The sequence below is a fragment of the Bacteroides mucinivorans genome, assembly GCF_034654355.2.
Classification (GTDB): domain Bacteria; phylum Bacteroidota; class Bacteroidia; order Bacteroidales; family Bacteroidaceae; genus Bacteroides; species Bacteroides nordii.
Genome location: NZ_CP178179.1, coordinates 2,508,169 through 2,526,179 on the forward strand (window position 1 = coordinate 2,508,169; position 18,011 = coordinate 2,526,179).

The window sequence follows — 18,011 nt, forward strand, 5'->3', positions numbered from 1 at the left end:
TGTGTATGGGAAGTAAAATAAAGACAATAAGATTGCTGGCAGGTATGTGCTTGCTGGCAATCAGTGTATCAGCACAAAATATTGATGTAAAGGGTACTCCGTGGGAAGGTGATGAGATTCTGAAGACACCTGCTTATCGGGTAGTTGCCGAAGATTCCATCCGGTCCATTCAGTTTGAAGGGTTGCCGTATAAGGGGCATACGAAACAGGTTTTTGCTTTTTATGCTACACCCGGTATGTTGAAAGGCGATCGTTCTATAGACAAACAGCTCCCCGGTGTTGTATTGGTGCATGGTGGGGGTGGAAGAGCCTTTCGCGAATGGGTGTTACTATGGGCACGTCGTGGATATGCTGCCATAGCTATTGACACCCGCGGTAATGGAGCGAATAAGGAACATATTGAGAACGGTTTTGAAGAAAACGGTAAAGATACCCCTTATTTTGATGTGACATTGCCATTGAAAGAACAGTGGATGTATCAGGCTGTAGGAGATGTAATACTATCTCATTCTTTATTGCTTAGCTTTCCTGAAGTAGACAAGAAGCGTACGGCACTTACCGGTATCAGTTGGGGAGGAGTTCTGACCAGTGTTGCTACCTCATTAGATCATCGTTTTCGTGCGGCTGTTCCTGTTTACGGATGTGGCTTTCTCGCTGAAAGCGGACGGATGAAACAGCAGTTGGATAAGCTTTCTCTATTGGAACGTGAAACGTGGATAAAGCAATATGATCCTTCTGTCTATCTGTCGCGTGCCAAATGTCCGGTTCTCTTTTTGAATGGTACGAATGATGTACATTTCTATCTGCCGAGTATGACGCAGAGTGCTGCATTGGTTTCCAAGGGGCAGGTATTGATAAAGTATAAATTAAGGCATGGTCATGGTCATGGTTGGAATAACCAGGAAATCGGTACTTTTATAGATCATTATCTGTGTAATGGCCCTGCATTACCGAAAATAAAGTCATTGCGGTTACAGGATAATATACTTTCTGTAAAGGCTGTTTCATCATCACCTGTCCAAAAAGTAGTTCTCTATTATACTACAGATACAAATGTAGAGCAGGAGAAGTGTGAGTGGCATTTTGTAGAAGCTGTTCCTTCGGGTAAAGAGTGGAAAGTTGAATTACCTCAAAAGGTTGTTCGTTGGTTTGTAAATGTTACGGATAACTCTGGTAATCAATTATCCGGAGATTTGCAGGAATAGATAATGTTGATTTTTCATTACGCAGCATATGGCTTTTCTTTTCCGTACAGTAACTCTTTGTAATATCTTATAGTTCTTTTGTTTATTTGTCGTAGAGAATCGCTCCGTTTCTCTACGACAAACAGAGTGTTCCTCCTAGAGGAACGGGATGATTCTCTACGAGGAAAAAAATAACAGATGTAATTGGTTGATATATAATAATTTATCGTGTAATGCCATTTGTCCTCTTTTTTTGTCTGTCATTTTCTTTTTTGAATGTATCTGTAGTTTTTAAATAATTACAAACTTCAGTCAGATATACTAAAATTGTATTACAATAGGATAAAATATATTCATAAGCGACATATAAATACTTTTTTTTGTTGCAGTGTATTTTCTTTTCGTTACTTTTGCGGTTATACTCCCGAAGTATCGCTTTTAGAGTAATCAGTTTAAGTGTTTTTCGGAAAGCAGCGAAACTATCAAAAGACACATTTAAGCTGAATGGGGAGCTGTATGTTGTAAATCAACGATATACGCACCTTTTCAGTATATAAGATGTGTCTGGGGTGTTTGCTGCACCTCCGAAAAACTTATATATTGGAATTGGGTACGTTTTTTGTACCAAATTTCAGTTATACAATAATATAAAGAGCATGAGCATATTGAGATACAGATTTTATTTATCTGGTAGGCAGCAAGAGTCTGATACTGATTCTCCTTGTCCTTGCCTGATGAAAACGGATATGGAAGAATCTGAAAATATATATGATTTTTTGAAGGATTACTTTTGGGAAATAGAATCTGAAAAAGATTGGAGAAAGCTTTCTCTTTCAAACTTGAAATGTAGTCGTTGTTTGTTGTGTGCTGCACTGAAACTTGTAAAAAAGGAGAAAGATAAATACGGAAAAGAAAATGTTGCCAGATTGGCTACTGCAAAATCCATTGTATCAAAGAGGTACTTCAAGTATAAATTGCTAAAATGGTTTATGTGGATGAAGAAATCATAATACCGGAGCCATGTGAAACCTTATTATTCTTTATGTAACAGATAAATACCTGTTTTCCCCGTTAACATTTTTAACGGACTATTTCAATATCTATTTTTGTGGATACAAAAGTATATACTTTTGGGGTATTAAAGTACGTACTTTTAGGATATAAGAGTACGTATTTAACACAGACTTAAATACGTACTCTTGTAATATAAAGTATAGATGTTGATAATTGTTTGATATAGAATAATATAAATAGTAATATAATACAAAGAGGATACCCATCACGGGTACCCTCTTCTCTACATTATTCACCAAATAAATAGTGTGATTGACTTATTCTATTCTAAAACTAAATTCGGATCTGATAGAGTATACGTCTCATAACTGGTTACAAACTCATCAATACAGTTTGGCTCCGGATGATATACCGTACGAAGTTGGATCTCCATTGTATCGTCTCCTCCTTCGAGCATGATCGGATAAATCATGTTGTCGTTTTCATCACATAAGTCTGCAATGTTGTATCTTAAGTCTGTCACCTTTGTACCGTCTATTTTAGTATAGCATACTTCATAAGCTACAGCATTTTCATACCTCGTCTTTATTTTGAAACTATACTTATCAGGCATTTGATGATAAGTGAAATCAGTAGGGCTGGTATTAATAATCGCATTCTGATAAGAATCCCCGTAGCTGATAGCTGTTATACTATATTTGATAGAGCGGAGATCATGTTCTGCATTATTGTTGTAGAAGTTAAAGCTGTAGCTTCCTTCATCCAGGCCTGTGATTATGAAACTACCCGGATTGTCCGGAGTTGTTTTGTGTACTTCGTATTCACCGCTTTCCCTGTCCATACTCCACATAGCGGTAGTTGTTGCTACCTTTGGATCTGAAAGCCAATAGAGCACTTTTACTCTTTCTTTTCCGGGATAGATCTTCACAGAATCGAAGCGTGCCAGATAGATCGTTTCACCATCCGCCAAGTATTTATCATGCAAAGAGTTCATATCTGAGCAAGCGCATAAAGCAGATACAGCAGCGATCAGTATATAATTTATCTTTTTCATTCTTTTAATCGTTTAATAGTTACTTTTTTCTTTCCTTATTTACTCGGCAGGAGTTTCCGGTTCTGGCTCTGGTTCCGGTTCCGGGGTAGATTCTTTATTCGGGTCTTGTCCCCAGAATTCTAATTCGGAAATATGTATCATCTCAGTACCTCCCCAGGTTTTGTCAATTTGGAACATAAGATAACGTACTTCGTAAGCAGAACCATAAGTGAAGTCATAATCTTCACCTCCGGCACCTTTTTCGATATCTTCATCCGTACAGCTCTTTTTACCTACTGGCAATCCTGATGGTTTAATTGATTCATATTCGCCCAGCAGCGTCCATGGATGTTCACCTTCGTTAACCGGATTCACACGTGCTTTGTCATCAGGTGAACCGTATACTTTGAATATTCTCGGATTACCGTGATTGTAAACCCAGTCGGCAGTACCACGCTGATAGAGTTTGAAACGGCTCAGACGGAAGGTACGTCCCATATCGAATGTGAAACATACCGGGAATGGGTATCCGGCAGGTGTATGGAAAAAGTTACTGCTGCTGGTACCGTACATCGTTTTACCATCCCACAATTTTTCGATGGTATAGTTAGTACTATACTGTCTGTAAGGTATATCCGGGTCATCATTCCATTTTTTGAAATACTGTTGTGTTTCATCTTTCGGTTTGATAAATTCTTCGTAAAGAGGTACCAGAGTCACCGATTTAACATCTGTTTTATTTCCCCAGCGGTCTCTAACCTGTACATAAAAAGTATGGGGTACGGCTTCATATCCACGTATATACGCTGTACCATCTTTGGCACTTGAGTAATAATTACCCACATTCTGCTGTACATCCGAACCTTCCATGATATCTTCCGATACCATTATCACGATGTTTCCTCCTGTCGGGTTTTCCCAGCTAACTTGCATTCCACCGAAAGTTGGTATCAACTCCATTGAGTTTTCTACGTCATAAATAGCAGATTGTGCCGGGTTGACGGTAAATTCTACCGGAGTAGAAAAGTTATGGCTACGGTCTACAGCATACAATGTTACTTGGCGTGGTTCGGCTTTGGCAAAACCGTCTATTTTGATCTGAGTTCCGTACATAGACGATTTTACTACCATTTTTTCACCTGTATCCAGTGTATATTCGGCTTGTACATATAGCAAATCGCGATCATCCGGCAGTACATAACTCAATATGGCACCTCCTGATACTTGTTCCACCTGTTCCACGTTAGTTATTGGTTTGGGTGGGATGTTATCCACCGGATATTGTCCGATGAATTCTTCCTGGCAGGAAAACAGGGCTCCTGCGGCGAGCAGTAATAAGAATATTTTTTTCATGATTACGTTTTGTTTTAATATTGTAAAAGATATAGGTTAATTACCAGCCCGGATTTTGCACCAAATTGGTGTTAATCATCATTTCACTTTCAGCAATAGGCCATAACATATCTCTTTGAGTGAACTTCGGTGAATAGTAAATTTTTATTTTATTGAAATCTTCTACAGTTTCTCCTTCTACATTCCAGCCACGAATCTTTTTATTGAATTGTTCGAAAATATCAAATTTACTTTTCTTTGTACCGTTAGCCCAGCGACGCAGATCATAGAAGTAATGACCTTCAAATGCAAGTTCAAGGATACGTTCTTGTTGAATAATATCACGCATACCGTCTTTAGTCAGGTATTTGTCCGGGGTTATAGAATGATTTGCCCATGCATCTTCAACGGTTGGAAGGAAGGCGCGCTCACGTACTAGATTGATGTATTTATATACCTCTTCATTTGGAGCACTCAATGACTCATTCAATGCTTCTGCATAGAGCAGATAAAGGTCTGCCAGACGGATAATAGGGAAAGCATAGTTTGTCCCCTTAAACTCTGTCTTTGAATCTTCCGTAACATAAGTAGTATAAGGCGTCAACTTACGTATGAAGTATCCGGTTGTAGAATAGTATTGGTTACCGTTACGTCCGGCAGGATAGTTTGTCGGATCGCCGGCAAGCACCTTCACTGTTTGAGATTTAGATTCATCTGTTCTACCGGCTCCGAACCATACTGAACCGTCAAATGCAACATCACCGTAGAAACGTGGCTCACGGTAAGTATTCAGACGGGCTGTCGGGTAATTCTGTTCAATGTATAACTTTTGCACAGCGTCACCACGAGTTACTTCATAACGTGATTTATACCAACCGTTTGCATTCCAGTCTTTATCTTCTTCAATGGGTACACCATTAGAGGAATAGAAATTCTCAATAAATTCCAATGTTGGATTCCAGTGTGAATTCAGACGTGCCGTACGGCAATAAGCATTGAGTGCAGGCATCATGTTGAACTGATAATCTTTTGTACTCAGGTTGATTCTGTTTGACCAGATGTATTCTCCCTGATTGTTGGCATGATCTGTGATAAGTTGGCTGAAAGTTAAGATTTTGCGTGTATCTTCTGAAATTTTCAGCGTACCCAGATTTGTATAATGGTAAAGTTCGTGATTTCCCATTTCGCAATATTTGATTGCTTCTTTACATGCTTGGGCTGCACGAGTCCATTTTGCAGGGTCGTAAGTAGTAGGCCACAATGCTTTGCCATCTTTATCTTTGAATCCGGCATAGTTATTACTATTACCATTAAAGAACGGACTGGCCATGTGTACCAGGATTTTTGCTTTTAATGCGGCAGCAATAGGGCGGGTGATACGACCATATTCAGTCATTGCCATTTCTATTTTATCCGGCAGATGAATTCCCGAATCTTCTTCTTCGTCAAGATTGCTTCCGATACATTCGTCAAGTAGACTGATAATATATTCGATACAGTCGTCCAGCGGTTCTCTCGGCAGACGTACTTCTTCCGGTTGACTGGTGATAGGAAGATTGTCACGTACTACAACGATAGGACCATACTTCTGTACCAGCATCCAATGGTAATATGCTTTCAGAAATTTCACTTCGAGTACCCAACGAACTTTATCGTATTCTTCAAGATCGCGTACCTGATCTACGTTTTCAAGGAAGATGTTACAATGGCGTATAGCCTGATAGAAGTTGTTCCATGATCCCATACTGACAGAAGTGACACTATTTCCGTTTAATAATAGTTTCATACCATTGGTCTGAACATTATTATAAGCGGTTATTTCGTTACCATACATATAGACGTCATTTGTAGCAAACTGGCTTGGTATGTATGAGTAACATGTGGCCAGATATTTTTCTGCACTCACCTGATCACGGAATGCATATTCAATGGTTCCCAATTTGTCGGGCATGACATCAAGAAAATTACAACTTGTAGTCAGCGCCATTGAGAGGGCCAATATAGATAAATATTTCTTTTTCATTTTGATCTGTTTATTGTATGATTAGAATGAGAAGTTAACACCAATATTATTTACGCGTTGGAGTGGATATTTAAATCCTTTATCCATACTTGTCATTTCAGGATCCCATGTATCAAATTTACTGAAACACAATAAATTAGTTCCGCTATAGTAAATACGGATGGTGTTCATATGGAGCTTCTTTAATATCTTTTTCGGGAGTGTATATCCAATTTCCACTGATTTCAGGCGAAGGAATGAACCGTCACGCATAAACCAAGTACTGGTTTGAGAGTTATTTGAAGATACAGTAGAAGACAAACGGGGCCAGAAAGCGTATACATCCTGATTACGTTCACTCCAGTAACTGTCGGCAATGGCTTGCATTACCTGAGTTCCGCTACCTGAGCCGGTGAATGGATGCATTACATTATAGTCCATCCAGAATGATTCACGGGCAGAACCCTGGAAGAAACAAGAGATATCAAGACCTTTCCAACCATATGTCAAACCGAAACCGTAAACAATTTCCGGGCTTTCGTCAGGATATCCAAGGGGTACTTTATCAAGAGCGGTAATTTGTCCGTCACCATTGATATCTACGTATTTGATATCACCACCACGGCATTCTCCGAATTGAGTCGGGCTGTTGTAGACCTCATTATCATCAATAAAGAGACGTTCGGCTACATATCCCCATGTTTGTTTCAGTTTTTGATCGATACGTGATAACCATGGTGTTTTGCTGTAATCTGGTTCTTCGTATACTTTGTATTTACCACCTGCCCAAGTCAGGTTGGCACGTGCCTGCATGTAAGAACCATTTTTGAACGCATGATTATAGTCTAAAGAGATATCGATACCTTGGCTGATTGCTTCACCCAAATTGGATTTAATACTAGCCTGTAATCCCATAGAACCCGGAAGAGAAGCACGAGACATCAGGATATTATAACGGTAGTCACGATAAACATCCACCTGTAATTCGAGGTCATTGAAAAGACCGATTTCCACACCTAAATTGGTTTTACGTGAAGTTTCCCAGGTGATATCATCGTTGGCATAACGATTGATACTAACACCATTTACAGAGTGCAGACCGGTATAGTCATTTCCCCATGTATATCCATAACTACCATTGTTCAGATTAACTTCCGAGCGATAATAGAAACGGTCTTCTTTCGCACCGATCTGGTCATTTCCTACTAAACCGAAGGTTGCTTTCAGTTTCAGTTTGCTAAGTACTTTTTTCAGTGATTCCGGATAGAACGGCTCATTACTGATAATGTATCCTAAACCGGCTGAAGGGAAGAATCCATAACGCTCTTTCTCAGAAAAACGTTCAGAACCGTTGTAACCGAAGTTACCTTCGAAGAAGTAACGGTCGTCAAAAGCATAAGTTACACGTCCTGAGAGACCCATATTACGGTAAGGAAGGGATAACTGTATGGTACTGGTTTTCTTAGAGTTCTTTTCATCACGCAAATAATATACCAACAAACCACTAATAGCATGCTTCTTATTGAAGGTGTGATTATAAGTCAGTGTTCCCTGGAAATAAGTGGAGTTGATAACTTCCTTATTTTCATTTCCAACAGCCAGATAGTCTGTACCGGCAGAGGGATTAAGACAAGTCAGGAAGTAAGTATTCTGAGCCGGGTTGTAACCTCCTGCAGTGAAGTAGTAAGGTTTATATGTACGGTCAATACTGTAATTGGTTTTTCGGTTGGTATTAAACATACCTCTCAGTTTCAGTCCTTTCAATATGAAACCTAAATCCTGCTCCAATTCCATTTGAGCAAAAATTGTAGAATTCTGTCTGTCCTGATAACCTTTCATCAATTCAGCATAGGGATTGATAAAAGTATTTTCACTACCACCATAGAGAATGTATGGAGTCGTTTCGTTGGCTTTATCCGGTTGGTAATAAGCCGGATATTCTACCGGACTCGATTGAGAAATCATTTTGTACAGGTCACTTCCTGAATGTACCGGACCGGTATAATCGTCCATTGTAGCTTGCAAGCGTACTCTTACCAATGTTGATTTACTAACATTGATATCTACGTTACTACGAAGCAAATATTTGAATAGACTGATGTTATTGTCGAATCCGTTTGCTTTGGCATTTTTAAAGATACCGGCGTCGTGTGACAGTGATCCGGCTACATAGTATCTGGCTACTTTACCACCACCGCTTAGATTCAGATTACCACGCAAGTTGGTTGTGTGGTTCTTCAGCAACATATCATACCAGTCAACCGCAGGGAACACATTGGGGTTCAGACCGGCAATTGTATTGTCTATCTTCTGTTGGCTATAACGGGCGGGAGACGACGGGTCACGTGTAGTGATAGCCTCGTTATACATATTCATATAAGTGATAGGATCCGTCCATTTCACCTCTTTTGTCGGAGCAGAAATAGACGTTTCAAAACGGGCTGAAATCTTACTTGGACCTTCAGAACCTTGCTTTGTAGTTACCAGAATAACACCATTAGCACCACGTGCACCATAGAGAGCAGTTGCCGTAGCATCTTTCATGATAGAGAAACTGGCAATGTCATCTACTTGCAGACGTGCTAAGTCTTCTGATTCCATTTCTACATCATCTACCAGGATAAGCGGTGACTTTGCGTATCCGAAGGTTGTTACACCACGTACAAAGAAGTCTGCATTGTCTGCACCCGGTTCACCACTACGCTGATAGGAGATAAGACCTGCTACACGTCCGGCAAGTGCTGTAGTAAGGTTACTTGTAGGTGCTTTCAGCTCTGCCGGTTTGATCGTTGATACAGATGCAAGCACGCTTTCTTTTTTCTGCTTGGCAAAAGCAACAACGGTAACTTCATCCAGCTCGTCTACTTTTTGTTTTAGTATGATTCTAAGGTTATTCTTATCACCTACTGTGATTGTTTGGGATTCCATACCCAAATACGTAATTTCGAGTTTGGCTCCTTTGGGTACATCAATCGAGAATGTACCATCCATATCTGTCGTTACCCCTCTTGGTGTACCTACTACCTGGATAGCAGCTCCCGGAACAGTTTCTCCGGTTTCGTCAATAATGGTACCTTTCAATGTGATGTTTCGGGATTGTGTGACGCCCGGAACAGATGGAGAGGTGGCAAAAGCGGTAACTCCATAATTTGGAAAGGAACCTAACATGCCCAACAATAGTAGCATTGCGCTACACCTTTTGGTTAGAAAAGGAAAATTGTTTTTCATCTTCTTTAATTAGATTTTAATTAATAAAAAGTATAATTTCACAAATGTTATCGATGTGTGCGTTAACACTTGGTGCTGCAAAGGTATTAAATCGTGAAAAGATGTTTTTATGTATTGTTTCAAATACTACTTTATTTGTCTCTGAATCGTTTTTGGGACGCTATTGATAGTAAAATGAGATAAAATTTCAAATGGATTGTGTTTTGGTTGGCAAATCAGAGGGGGCTGGGTAGGTGAATACAGAAAGCAGATCAAGATGAATATATTTACGGTTAGACGATTTACGATGTACGATTGGGATTACTCTGTTTCTAACAACACTGAAACAGGTTTTTAAAAGAGTAACTTCAATCGTACATCGTAAATCGTCTAATCGTAAATAGTTGATCTGTGTTTTATCATATTATAGTTATTGCTTTTTAAGAAATAAGTATCGCGTAGTCCTCTTTCTCGTCCTGAAAATATAGCTGTTAGCCTCGTCTCATATCCTGTTATATAAATATTTTCTATGATAGTTGATACGCTATTATAAGTCTATGAGATTATAGTGATAATGGTGATAGCTATTAACGGCTAACTTTGTGGGTGAATAAAAAATAATCGACCATGAGAAAGCATACGCATATTGGAATAAAGTCTTTTTTTGTACTATTGGCTTCTGCTGTTTTGGTGGGGTTTACTTTCCGTCAGGCGGTTCAATCTGAAGGTGATCCTTTGTTTATAACTGGGTTAACTCCGTATAAAGCAGGCGTCATTACATCGCAAAAAGGGATGAAACGATTAGTCCTCTATTCGTCTGACTGGAAGGAGAGTTTGCAAAAGTGGGATTTGGATGCTGTACCCAGTGGGGTAGCTGTAGCTGGGGATAAAATCTATGCCACAGTTACTGGAGATAAGAATGGAGTGTATATTCTTTCCGCCTCGGGAGATTCAAAAGAATATATACCAACCGGTTCGGGAGCTTGTTTCCCTCTGGCAGATGAGAAATCGAATAGACTGTACGTTTGTAATCAGTTCTCAACAACAGTTTCTGAAATTGATTTAGGGAGTAATAAAGTGACGCGTGAAGTAAAAGTACTTCGTGAGCCTAAATCATCTATACTTGATCCGAATGGAAAGTATTTGTTCGTTACCAATTATCTTCCCCAACAACGGGCTGATATAGATACAGTGGCAGCATGTGTTTCGGTTATTGATTTGAAAAGTTTTCATAAGGTACGCGATATCCAGTTGGCTAACGGGAGTAATGCTCTACGTGGTATGACGCTTTCTCCCGATAGCCGTTATTTATTGATAACGCATAATCTGGGACGCTTTCAGGTACCTACTTCACAGTTACAACAAGGTTGGATGAATACCAGTGCTATCAGTATTGTTAATCTGGAAAGTCTGAAATTTGAGGGTGCGGTATTGCTGGATGAACCCGAACGTGGTGCAGCTGGTATATGGGATGTGAAATGTGCGGATAATAAAATAGTTATCAGCCACTCCGGTACACATGATATCAGTGTGATTGATTATCCCGGTTTTATTCAGAAGTTTAATGCTTATCCGCAAAAAGATGCATTGACATATGATCTTCGTTTTTTGTATGGTCTTCGGGATCGGGTAACATTGGCAGGGAACGGTCCGCGCAGTTTGATACTGAAAGATGGAAAGGCGATTGTCCCCACTTATTTTTCGGATACATTGAATATTGTTGATTTAAATACGCATCAGGTAGATGCTGTGCCTTTGGTACAGAACCGGGTAGAGAGTCGTATACAACGTGGTGAGAAATACTTTAATGATGCGGAGCACTGTTTCCAGAACTGGCAGTCGTGCAACGGATGCCATCCGGGAGATGCCCGTACAGATGGTATGAACTGGGATTTGATGAATGATGGCATCGGTAATCCGAAGAACTGTAAAAGTTTACTTTTCTCACACGTTACACCTCCCAATATGATTTCGGGTATCCGTGCTTCTGCCAATGTAGCTGTGCGTGCCGGATATAAATTGATTCAGTTTACTGATCTTTCGGAAGATTTTGCAGATTGTGTAGATGAATATCTGATGGATCTTAAACCTGTTCCCAGTCCATATCTGGTGAATGGCGAGCTTTCGGAGAAAGCACAGCGCGGTCGTAAGGTATATGAAAAACTAAAGTGTGACGAATGTCATTCGGGACCCTATTATACCGATATGAAAATGCATCGTATTGGAGAAGATGTTGAATTTGAAAATGGATGGGATACACCGACCCTTCGGGAAGTATGGCGTACGGCTCCTTACTTATTTGATGGAAGGGCTGCTACGATGAAAGATGTTTTTACAGTTCATAAGCATGGTATTGATAAAAAAGTATCTGATAAGGAAATAGATGAACTCGTAGAATATGTGAATTCTCTCTAAACATGAAAAATATGATATTGGAAACAAATATAGAAATCGTTCATAGGCTTTATCAAACGGGAAAAGGGTCTTTTAAAGAGATGCTTTTTCAGTTGATGGCTTTGTATGAGGCAGTCTATACACCGGTACGCATTGTAGTATTCGGTGCACCCCAAAATAATGAAGAATACTGTGAACGTTTCAGTCAGATTCGTAATGTTATTGCTGAGCGATTTGGAAATACGGCTCCTACAGTGAGTTATGTTGCCCAACCTCCATGTCCGCAAGGTCTCGTGATGGAAGTACATGAAGTGGTGTTGACGGATGCTGACTGTATCTGTTATAAAACATTGGATAATGTGCCTTATATTACAATTGAGCGTAAAGGATGCAAGCGTCTGTTTATGAGTGGGATTATTGGCGATGTGCTTCATGCTACTATCCGCAGTCAGGCGGATGAGGTGTTCAGAACAATTTCTCATATAATGGTTGCCGAACAGATGCCTGTTTCTTCTATTGTACGCCAATGGAATTACATTGAGAAAATAACAGATTGTGATGTCACGGGACATCAGCATTATCAGGACTTTAACGATGCCCGTTCTTTGTTTTATCAGTCCGTACAGTGGGCAGACGGTTATCCGGCGGCTACTGGTATCGGTACTCAGTGGGGAGGGGTAATGATTGATATTGATGCTCTGCTCTGCCAGGATGAAACGGTTTGTGTGAAACCGGTAGATAATCCGTTACAGGTCTCTGCCCATGCCTATTCACAGAATGTATTGCTGGGTGAAAAGGATGAGAAGCTTGATAAAAAGACTACTCCTAAGTTTGAACGTGCCAAGGCTATATGGAAGGAAGATCATGGATTTGTCTATATCTCCGGTACTGCTGCTATCCGAGGTGAACAAAGTCTGGAAGGAGTGGGGATTGAAGAACAAACACTTGCGACGCTGGAGAATATTAAATATCTTGTTTCGGCCGAAAATCTTAGGGAATCGGGCATTCCGGTGACGGAAGATGCATCCTATATCTGCTTTCGTGTTTACGTCAAAAGATGGGAGGATATGGCAAAGGCTTGTGAGGTTATCACCCGTCAGTATCCTGATCTTCCAGCTATATATACTCTTACGGATGTTTGTCGCTCTGAACTTCTGATTGAGATTGAGGGAATGGGGGTTATTTGAGAATGGAGAATGGAGAGGGGAGAAGGAGGTTGCACTATGAGGTTATAGGGTTATAAAGTTGTAAGGTTATGGAATTATTAGGATATGGGCTGCGCTATCATGTTGCACAGTTAACTTTCAATTTTCAATTTTCAACTTTCAATTAATTAAATAATTATATTAAAACGATGAAAACAACAAAAGTATTAATTGCGGCATTTATTGCCTGCTGTGGGGTAGGGATGACCTCTTGCTCCACAGAATCTAAAAAGACAGAATCAGTTATGACACAAGAAAAGACAACGTATCAGAAGAAGTTTACAAATGCTGACTTCTACAAAGATGGAAAGTTTGATCAGGAAGCTGCTAAGAAAGCATTTCTGGATATGTTTGAGTTTTATGACGTACCTTTCACTGCATTGATGGAAAAGGACATCTGGTTTACCGATTTCGGACTGGGTGACTTTGAGAATACAGGTATGGGGGGGATCTTCTGGATTAACGATGCCGAACATGGCTATTTTGCTCATAGTATTTACTTGTTGCCTGGGCAGATGATTCCGGAACATGCTCATGTAAAAACTTCATTTCCTGCCAAACATGAATCATGGATGGTAAACCATGGGTGGGTATATAATTTCTCTGAGGTAGGAGACGAAACTCCTAATCCGCCTGCTATTCCTGCCGGTCACGGTCCGGTTAAGAGTAAAAACTTTGTAGTACAGCAGGTAGGTGACGTTCTTCGTTTGAAAGAACCTGAGACTTTCCATTTTATGATGGCTGGTCCCGAAGGAGCTATTGTTGAAGAGTGGGCCTGCTACCATGATAACGATGGTTTGCGTTTCACAAATAAAAAAGCAGCTTTATAACTAATACCTAAGATACCATGAGAAAAATAAATCATATTGGAATACCTACTCAGACACCGCAACCGGGTGAATCTTATGCAGAAGGTTTGAAAGTGTGGCTGACTAACTTTAATGAAAGCCCTAATAAAATAGAATTTCTTCGTTTTGAAGAAGGAAGCTGGATGCCGGAACTGATTCAGAAAACGGCTCATATAGCCTATGAAGTAGATAATCTGGAAGAAGAATTAAAAGGTGCCAAAGTACTTGTTGAACCGATGCCGGGAGGTGAAAATCTTACCATTGCTTTTATTGAGGAAGAAGGTATTGCACTCGAACTTATGTATTTTGAAAAGTAACTCTTAAATTAAAAAATATGGATAAGTTTATAAATAACCCTGATAATCTCACAGAAGAGTTGTTGGAAGGCTATGTGATGGCTTACAGTGATCAGGTAGCTATTGGAGGTGAGAATATTATTGTGCGTGCCAATGCTAAACCGGAAGATAAGGTTGCTATTATCACGCTTGGAGGTTCGGGTCATGAACCTGCATTGAGTGGTTTTGTAGGTGAAGGTATGCTCGACTGCTCTGTGGTTGGAGATATTTTTGCAGCTCCGGGCGCACAACGCGTTTTTCAGGCTTTGCAAATGTTCAAACGCGAAGCGGGGATCTTGTTGGTAGTACTCAATCATTCCGGTGATATTATGAGTGCAAACATGGCTTGTCAGTTAGCTGAACGGGTGGGTATCAAAGTGAAGAGTATCATTACCCATGATGATATCAGTGCCGGGCTGGATGCTCCCGATGAAGATCGTCGCGGATTGGCAGGTTGTGTGCCTTTGATTAAAGTGGTTGGTGCCGCTGCCGAAGAAGGTAAATCTCTGGACGAGATACTTGAAATAGGTGAACGTATGAATGCGAAGATAGCCACGCTTGCTGTAGCAATGAAAGCATGTACGCATCCACAAAATGGTATGAGCATTTCCGATCTTCCGGACGGTATTATGGAGATTGGTATGGGACAACATGGCGAAGGTGGTGGTGGACGTAAACCATTGGTTTCTGCCGATGATACTGCCGAGGAAATGGTAGGTCTGCTAATGAAAAAATTACAGCCTAAACCTGGAGATAAGGCGTTGCTTATCATTAACGGCGTGGGGGCAACTACTCATATGGAGATGAGTATTGTTTACCGTAAGGCTCATTTTATATTAGAAAATAACGGTGTTGAAGTGGTGTCCGGACGTATTGGTGAATTACTGACAGTACAGGAACAGGCCGGTTTTCAAATGATTCTGGCATTGCTGGACAATGATCATGTAGATTATTTGAAGAACCATATGTCTAATGCACCTTACTGGACTACTTTAGGAAAATAAGAATGGATAAATTAACTGTAAATGACTTTAAGAAAATGATTCAGAACGCTCTGAAAAATATAACAGAGCGTTCTGATGAGTTCTCTAAACTGGATGCTGTATTGGGGGACGGTGATCACGGTACAGCTATCGTACAAGCTATGTCGGCCATTGTACAATCGGCTGATAAAGGTACGGAATTCAAGAAAATGCTTGGAGATATGGGTTTCGACGTAATGTTGCAGATCAGTGGCTCTACCAGTACACTACTTGGAGGATTTTTTCTCGGAATGAGCGATGCACTGGCAGATGGAGTAACTGAGCTGGATGCTGAAGGTGTAAAAAGCATGTTTGCCGGTGGACTTGCCGGTGTGAAAAAGCAGACTAAAGCCCAACGCGGAGATAAGACGATGATGGACGCTTTGATACCTGCTGTAGAAGCTATACAAGCCACAAATTCGTCTGATATAAAAATGTTGATGGCAGCGGGAGCAGAAGCTGCATTGAAGGGAGCAGCGGAAACTGTAGATATGAAAGCTAACTTTGGGCGTGCCCGTAATTATGGCGAACGTTCCATTGGATATGCCGATTCCGGAGCAAGCTCCTGGTCATGCATGTTTGATGCTTTTGCAAAAGCACTACTTTAAAGATATATAAAAACAGAATAAGAGAAAATGGCAGATTTAGATGATTTAAGAGATGGCTGCAACTTTGGGTTGGACCAGGCTGTGGCAAATCAGACTTTCCACGTAAAAGGCGCAGGAAATCTTCCCTGGGGAATGAAAGACCGGTTATCACGTATATTTAATCCTGCGACAGGACGTACAGTGATGTTGGCTTGTGACCATGGTTTTATAATGGGGCCTACTTCCGGACTGGAACGTATCGACCTGAACATTGTACCACTTATTGAGTATGCAGATTGTCTGATGTGTACCCGTGGTGTTTTGCAGTCTGTTATTCCACCCACCACAAACAAATCAATTTGCTTGCGTTCGGATGCCGGTACCTCCATTTTGACAGAATTGAATGACAATGTATTGATTGATATCGAAGATGCAGTACGCATGAACGTTTCGGCTATGGCAGTGATGCTGGCTATCGGTGATAAAGAACATGAAGCTAAAACGGTGGCTAATCTCTACAAGGCAGTAGATAAAGGTACACGTTATGGCATTCCTGTAATGGGAGTTACGGCCGTTGGTAAAGAAATGGCTCGTGATGCACGTTATTTTGGTTTAGCTTCACGTATTGCAGCCGAGAATGGCGCTAACATTGTAAAAACTTACTATTGCGACGGTTTTGAGAAAGTGGCAGCTGCCTGCCCGGTTCCCGTAGTGATTGCCGGTGGTAAGAAACTTCCGGAGAGGGAAGCGCTTGAGCTTTGTTATATGGCTATCAATGACGGTGCTTCCGGGGTAGATATGGGACGTAACGTATTCCAGTCAGAAGCTCCCGCCGCAATGATTCAGGCAGTTTATGCAGTAGTACACCAGAACTATAGTGTAGATCAGGCTTTTGAACTGTTTAACGAATTAAAAACTAAATAGTGATGATACGCCTGCGTTTATTAGCTCTGTTATTTCTTAGTTGTTCGTTGCATTTGTCTGCACAGGAAAAACTGGTACTTGCCGGTTCGGGAAATCCTGCGGTAATGATAGTAGATAAGCAATCGGGGGCTGTAGAATGGAAACATGCATTAGAAAAAGGAGAGGAGTGTAATACTGTAGCTGTTACCCGACAGGGCAATATTCTCTATTCTTACAAAAAAGGAGCAAAGCTGATAGGGACAGATCACCGTGTGATCTGGGATTATAAAGCCCCGGAAGGAACGGAACTTCAATCAGCAACTCTCTTGAAGGATGGCGGATTTCTTCTTGGCATCTGTGGCAATCCGGCACGGCTCATTGAACTGGATAAGAACGGAAAGGAGCGTAACCGTGTGGAGATTGACCTGCAAATAGAAAAACCACATGGTCAGTTCCGACAGGTTTTCCAGTTGCGCAACAAGAATTATCTGCTTCCTGTCATGGGAAAACAGAAAATGATGGAAATAAACCGGAAAGGTGCAGTAGTGGCAGAGTTTCCGACAGGAGGCCGGGCTTTTTCTTCACTCGAATTGAGAGACGGGAATATATTGCTTCCTTGTGGAGACGGGCACTTTTTTCAGGTTATTGACCGTAAAACAGGGAAGGAACTCAAACGGGTAACGTCTGAAGATGTACAAGGTGCTTCGCTGCTTTTTGTGGGACAGATATTGGATGCGGGCAAAGGAAATTTGCTGATCTGTAACTGGTATGGACACACAAAAGATGCTACAGTAGATGAACCTCAACTCATTGAAGTGGATGCAAACGGAAAAGTATTATGGAGCTTGAATGATAAAGAAAATATCGGTAAAGTTTCGGCAGCTTGTCTGGTGAGTAATCCCAAATTTAAGATAAATGTAGTAGAGTAATCCTCAAACTAATACA

At 40.7% G+C, this 18,011-nt stretch carries 14 protein-coding genes; 10 read left to right on the forward strand and 4 right to left on the reverse strand.

The features are described from left to right. The first annotated feature begins 5 nt into the window (after positions 1-5). Together VCM39_RS09170 and VCM39_RS09175 are read left to right on the forward strand one after the other, a co-directional pair. Positions 6-1,205 (forward strand): alpha/beta hydrolase family protein, encoded by a 1,200-nt coding sequence (locus VCM39_RS09170; protein ID WP_322933031.1) that lies wholly within the window; start codon positions 6-8, stop codon positions 1,203-1,205. A 725-nt stretch (positions 1,206-1,930) separates the two neighbouring features. Then, the gene (locus VCM39_RS09175; protein ID WP_289292587.1) at positions 1,931-2,194 is read left to right on the forward strand and encodes a hypothetical protein; all 264 of its coding nucleotides are present in this window, start codon (positions 1,931-1,933) and stop codon (positions 2,192-2,194) included. A gap of 326 nt (positions 2,195-2,520) precedes the next feature. Here VCM39_RS09175 and VCM39_RS09180 read toward each other — a convergent pair whose 3' ends face one another. Genes VCM39_RS09180 through VCM39_RS09195 form a run of 4 tightly spaced genes read right to left on the reverse strand, consistent with a single transcriptional unit; the run spans position 2,521 to position 9,793 of the window. Further along, positions 2,521-3,252, reverse strand: a complete 732-nt coding sequence (locus VCM39_RS09180) for a DUF4998 domain-containing protein (protein ID WP_289292586.1) — start codon at positions 3,250-3,252, stop codon at positions 2,521-2,523. 39 nt (positions 3,253-3,291) lie between these two features. Beyond that, on the reverse strand, positions 3,292-4,584 hold the full coding sequence (locus VCM39_RS09185) for a DUF5000 domain-containing lipoprotein (protein ID WP_289292585.1): 1,293 nt from the start codon (positions 4,582-4,584) through the stop codon (positions 3,292-3,294). Between the two features lie 40 nt (positions 4,585-4,624). Continuing rightward, positions 4,625-6,586, reverse strand: coding sequence for a RagB/SusD family nutrient uptake outer membrane protein (locus VCM39_RS09190; protein WP_289292584.1), 1,962 nt, complete (start codon positions 6,584-6,586; stop codon positions 4,625-4,627). Positions 6,587-6,607: 21 nt separating this feature from the next. Continuing rightward, positions 6,608-9,793: a SusC/RagA family TonB-linked outer membrane protein gene (locus VCM39_RS09195; RefSeq protein WP_221650519.1), complete on the reverse strand. Its 3,186-nt coding sequence runs from the start codon at positions 9,791-9,793 to the stop codon at positions 6,608-6,610. Between the two features lie 606 nt (positions 9,794-10,399). Here VCM39_RS09195 and VCM39_RS09200 point away from each other — a divergent pair. From VCM39_RS09200 to VCM39_RS09235, 8 genes are all read left to right on the forward strand, one after another. Continuing rightward, complete coding sequence (locus tag VCM39_RS09200) at positions 10,400-12,187, forward strand: hypothetical protein (RefSeq protein WP_322933030.1); 1,788 nt, start codon at positions 10,400-10,402, stop codon at positions 12,185-12,187. A 2-nt stretch (positions 12,188-12,189) separates the two neighbouring features. After that, complete coding sequence (locus tag VCM39_RS09205) at positions 12,190-13,353, forward strand: hypothetical protein (RefSeq protein WP_413544836.1); 1,164 nt, start codon at positions 12,190-12,192, stop codon at positions 13,351-13,353. A gap of 167 nt (positions 13,354-13,520) precedes the next feature. After that, positions 13,521-14,201 carry a hypothetical protein gene (locus VCM39_RS09210; RefSeq protein ID WP_122201599.1) on the forward strand — a complete coding sequence of 227 codons (681 nt, stop codon included), beginning with the start codon at positions 13,521-13,523 and terminating at the stop codon, positions 14,199-14,201. 17 nt (positions 14,202-14,218) lie between these two features. Next, positions 14,219-14,536 (forward strand): VOC family protein, encoded by a 318-nt coding sequence (locus VCM39_RS09215; protein WP_025867299.1) that lies wholly within the window; start codon positions 14,219-14,221, stop codon positions 14,534-14,536. A 17-nt stretch (positions 14,537-14,553) separates the two neighbouring features. Continuing rightward, complete coding sequence (locus tag VCM39_RS09220; protein WP_025867300.1) at positions 14,554-15,558, forward strand: dihydroxyacetone kinase subunit DhaK; 1,005 nt, start codon at positions 14,554-14,556, stop codon at positions 15,556-15,558. Between the two features lie 2 nt (positions 15,559-15,560). After that, positions 15,561-16,184 (forward strand): DAK2 domain-containing protein, encoded by a 624-nt coding sequence (locus tag VCM39_RS09225; protein WP_025867301.1) that lies wholly within the window; start codon positions 15,561-15,563, stop codon positions 16,182-16,184. Positions 16,185-16,211: 27 nt separating this feature from the next. Continuing rightward, positions 16,212-17,087 (forward strand): 3-hydroxy-5-phosphonooxypentane-2,4-dione thiolase, encoded by an 876-nt coding sequence (gene lsrF, locus VCM39_RS09230; protein ID WP_322933028.1) that lies wholly within the window; start codon positions 16,212-16,214, stop codon positions 17,085-17,087. Between the two features lie 2 nt (positions 17,088-17,089). Then, positions 17,090-17,995 (forward strand): hypothetical protein, encoded by a 906-nt coding sequence (locus tag VCM39_RS09235; RefSeq protein ID WP_025867303.1) that lies wholly within the window; start codon positions 17,090-17,092, stop codon positions 17,993-17,995. Positions 17,996-18,011 lie beyond the last annotated feature (16 nt).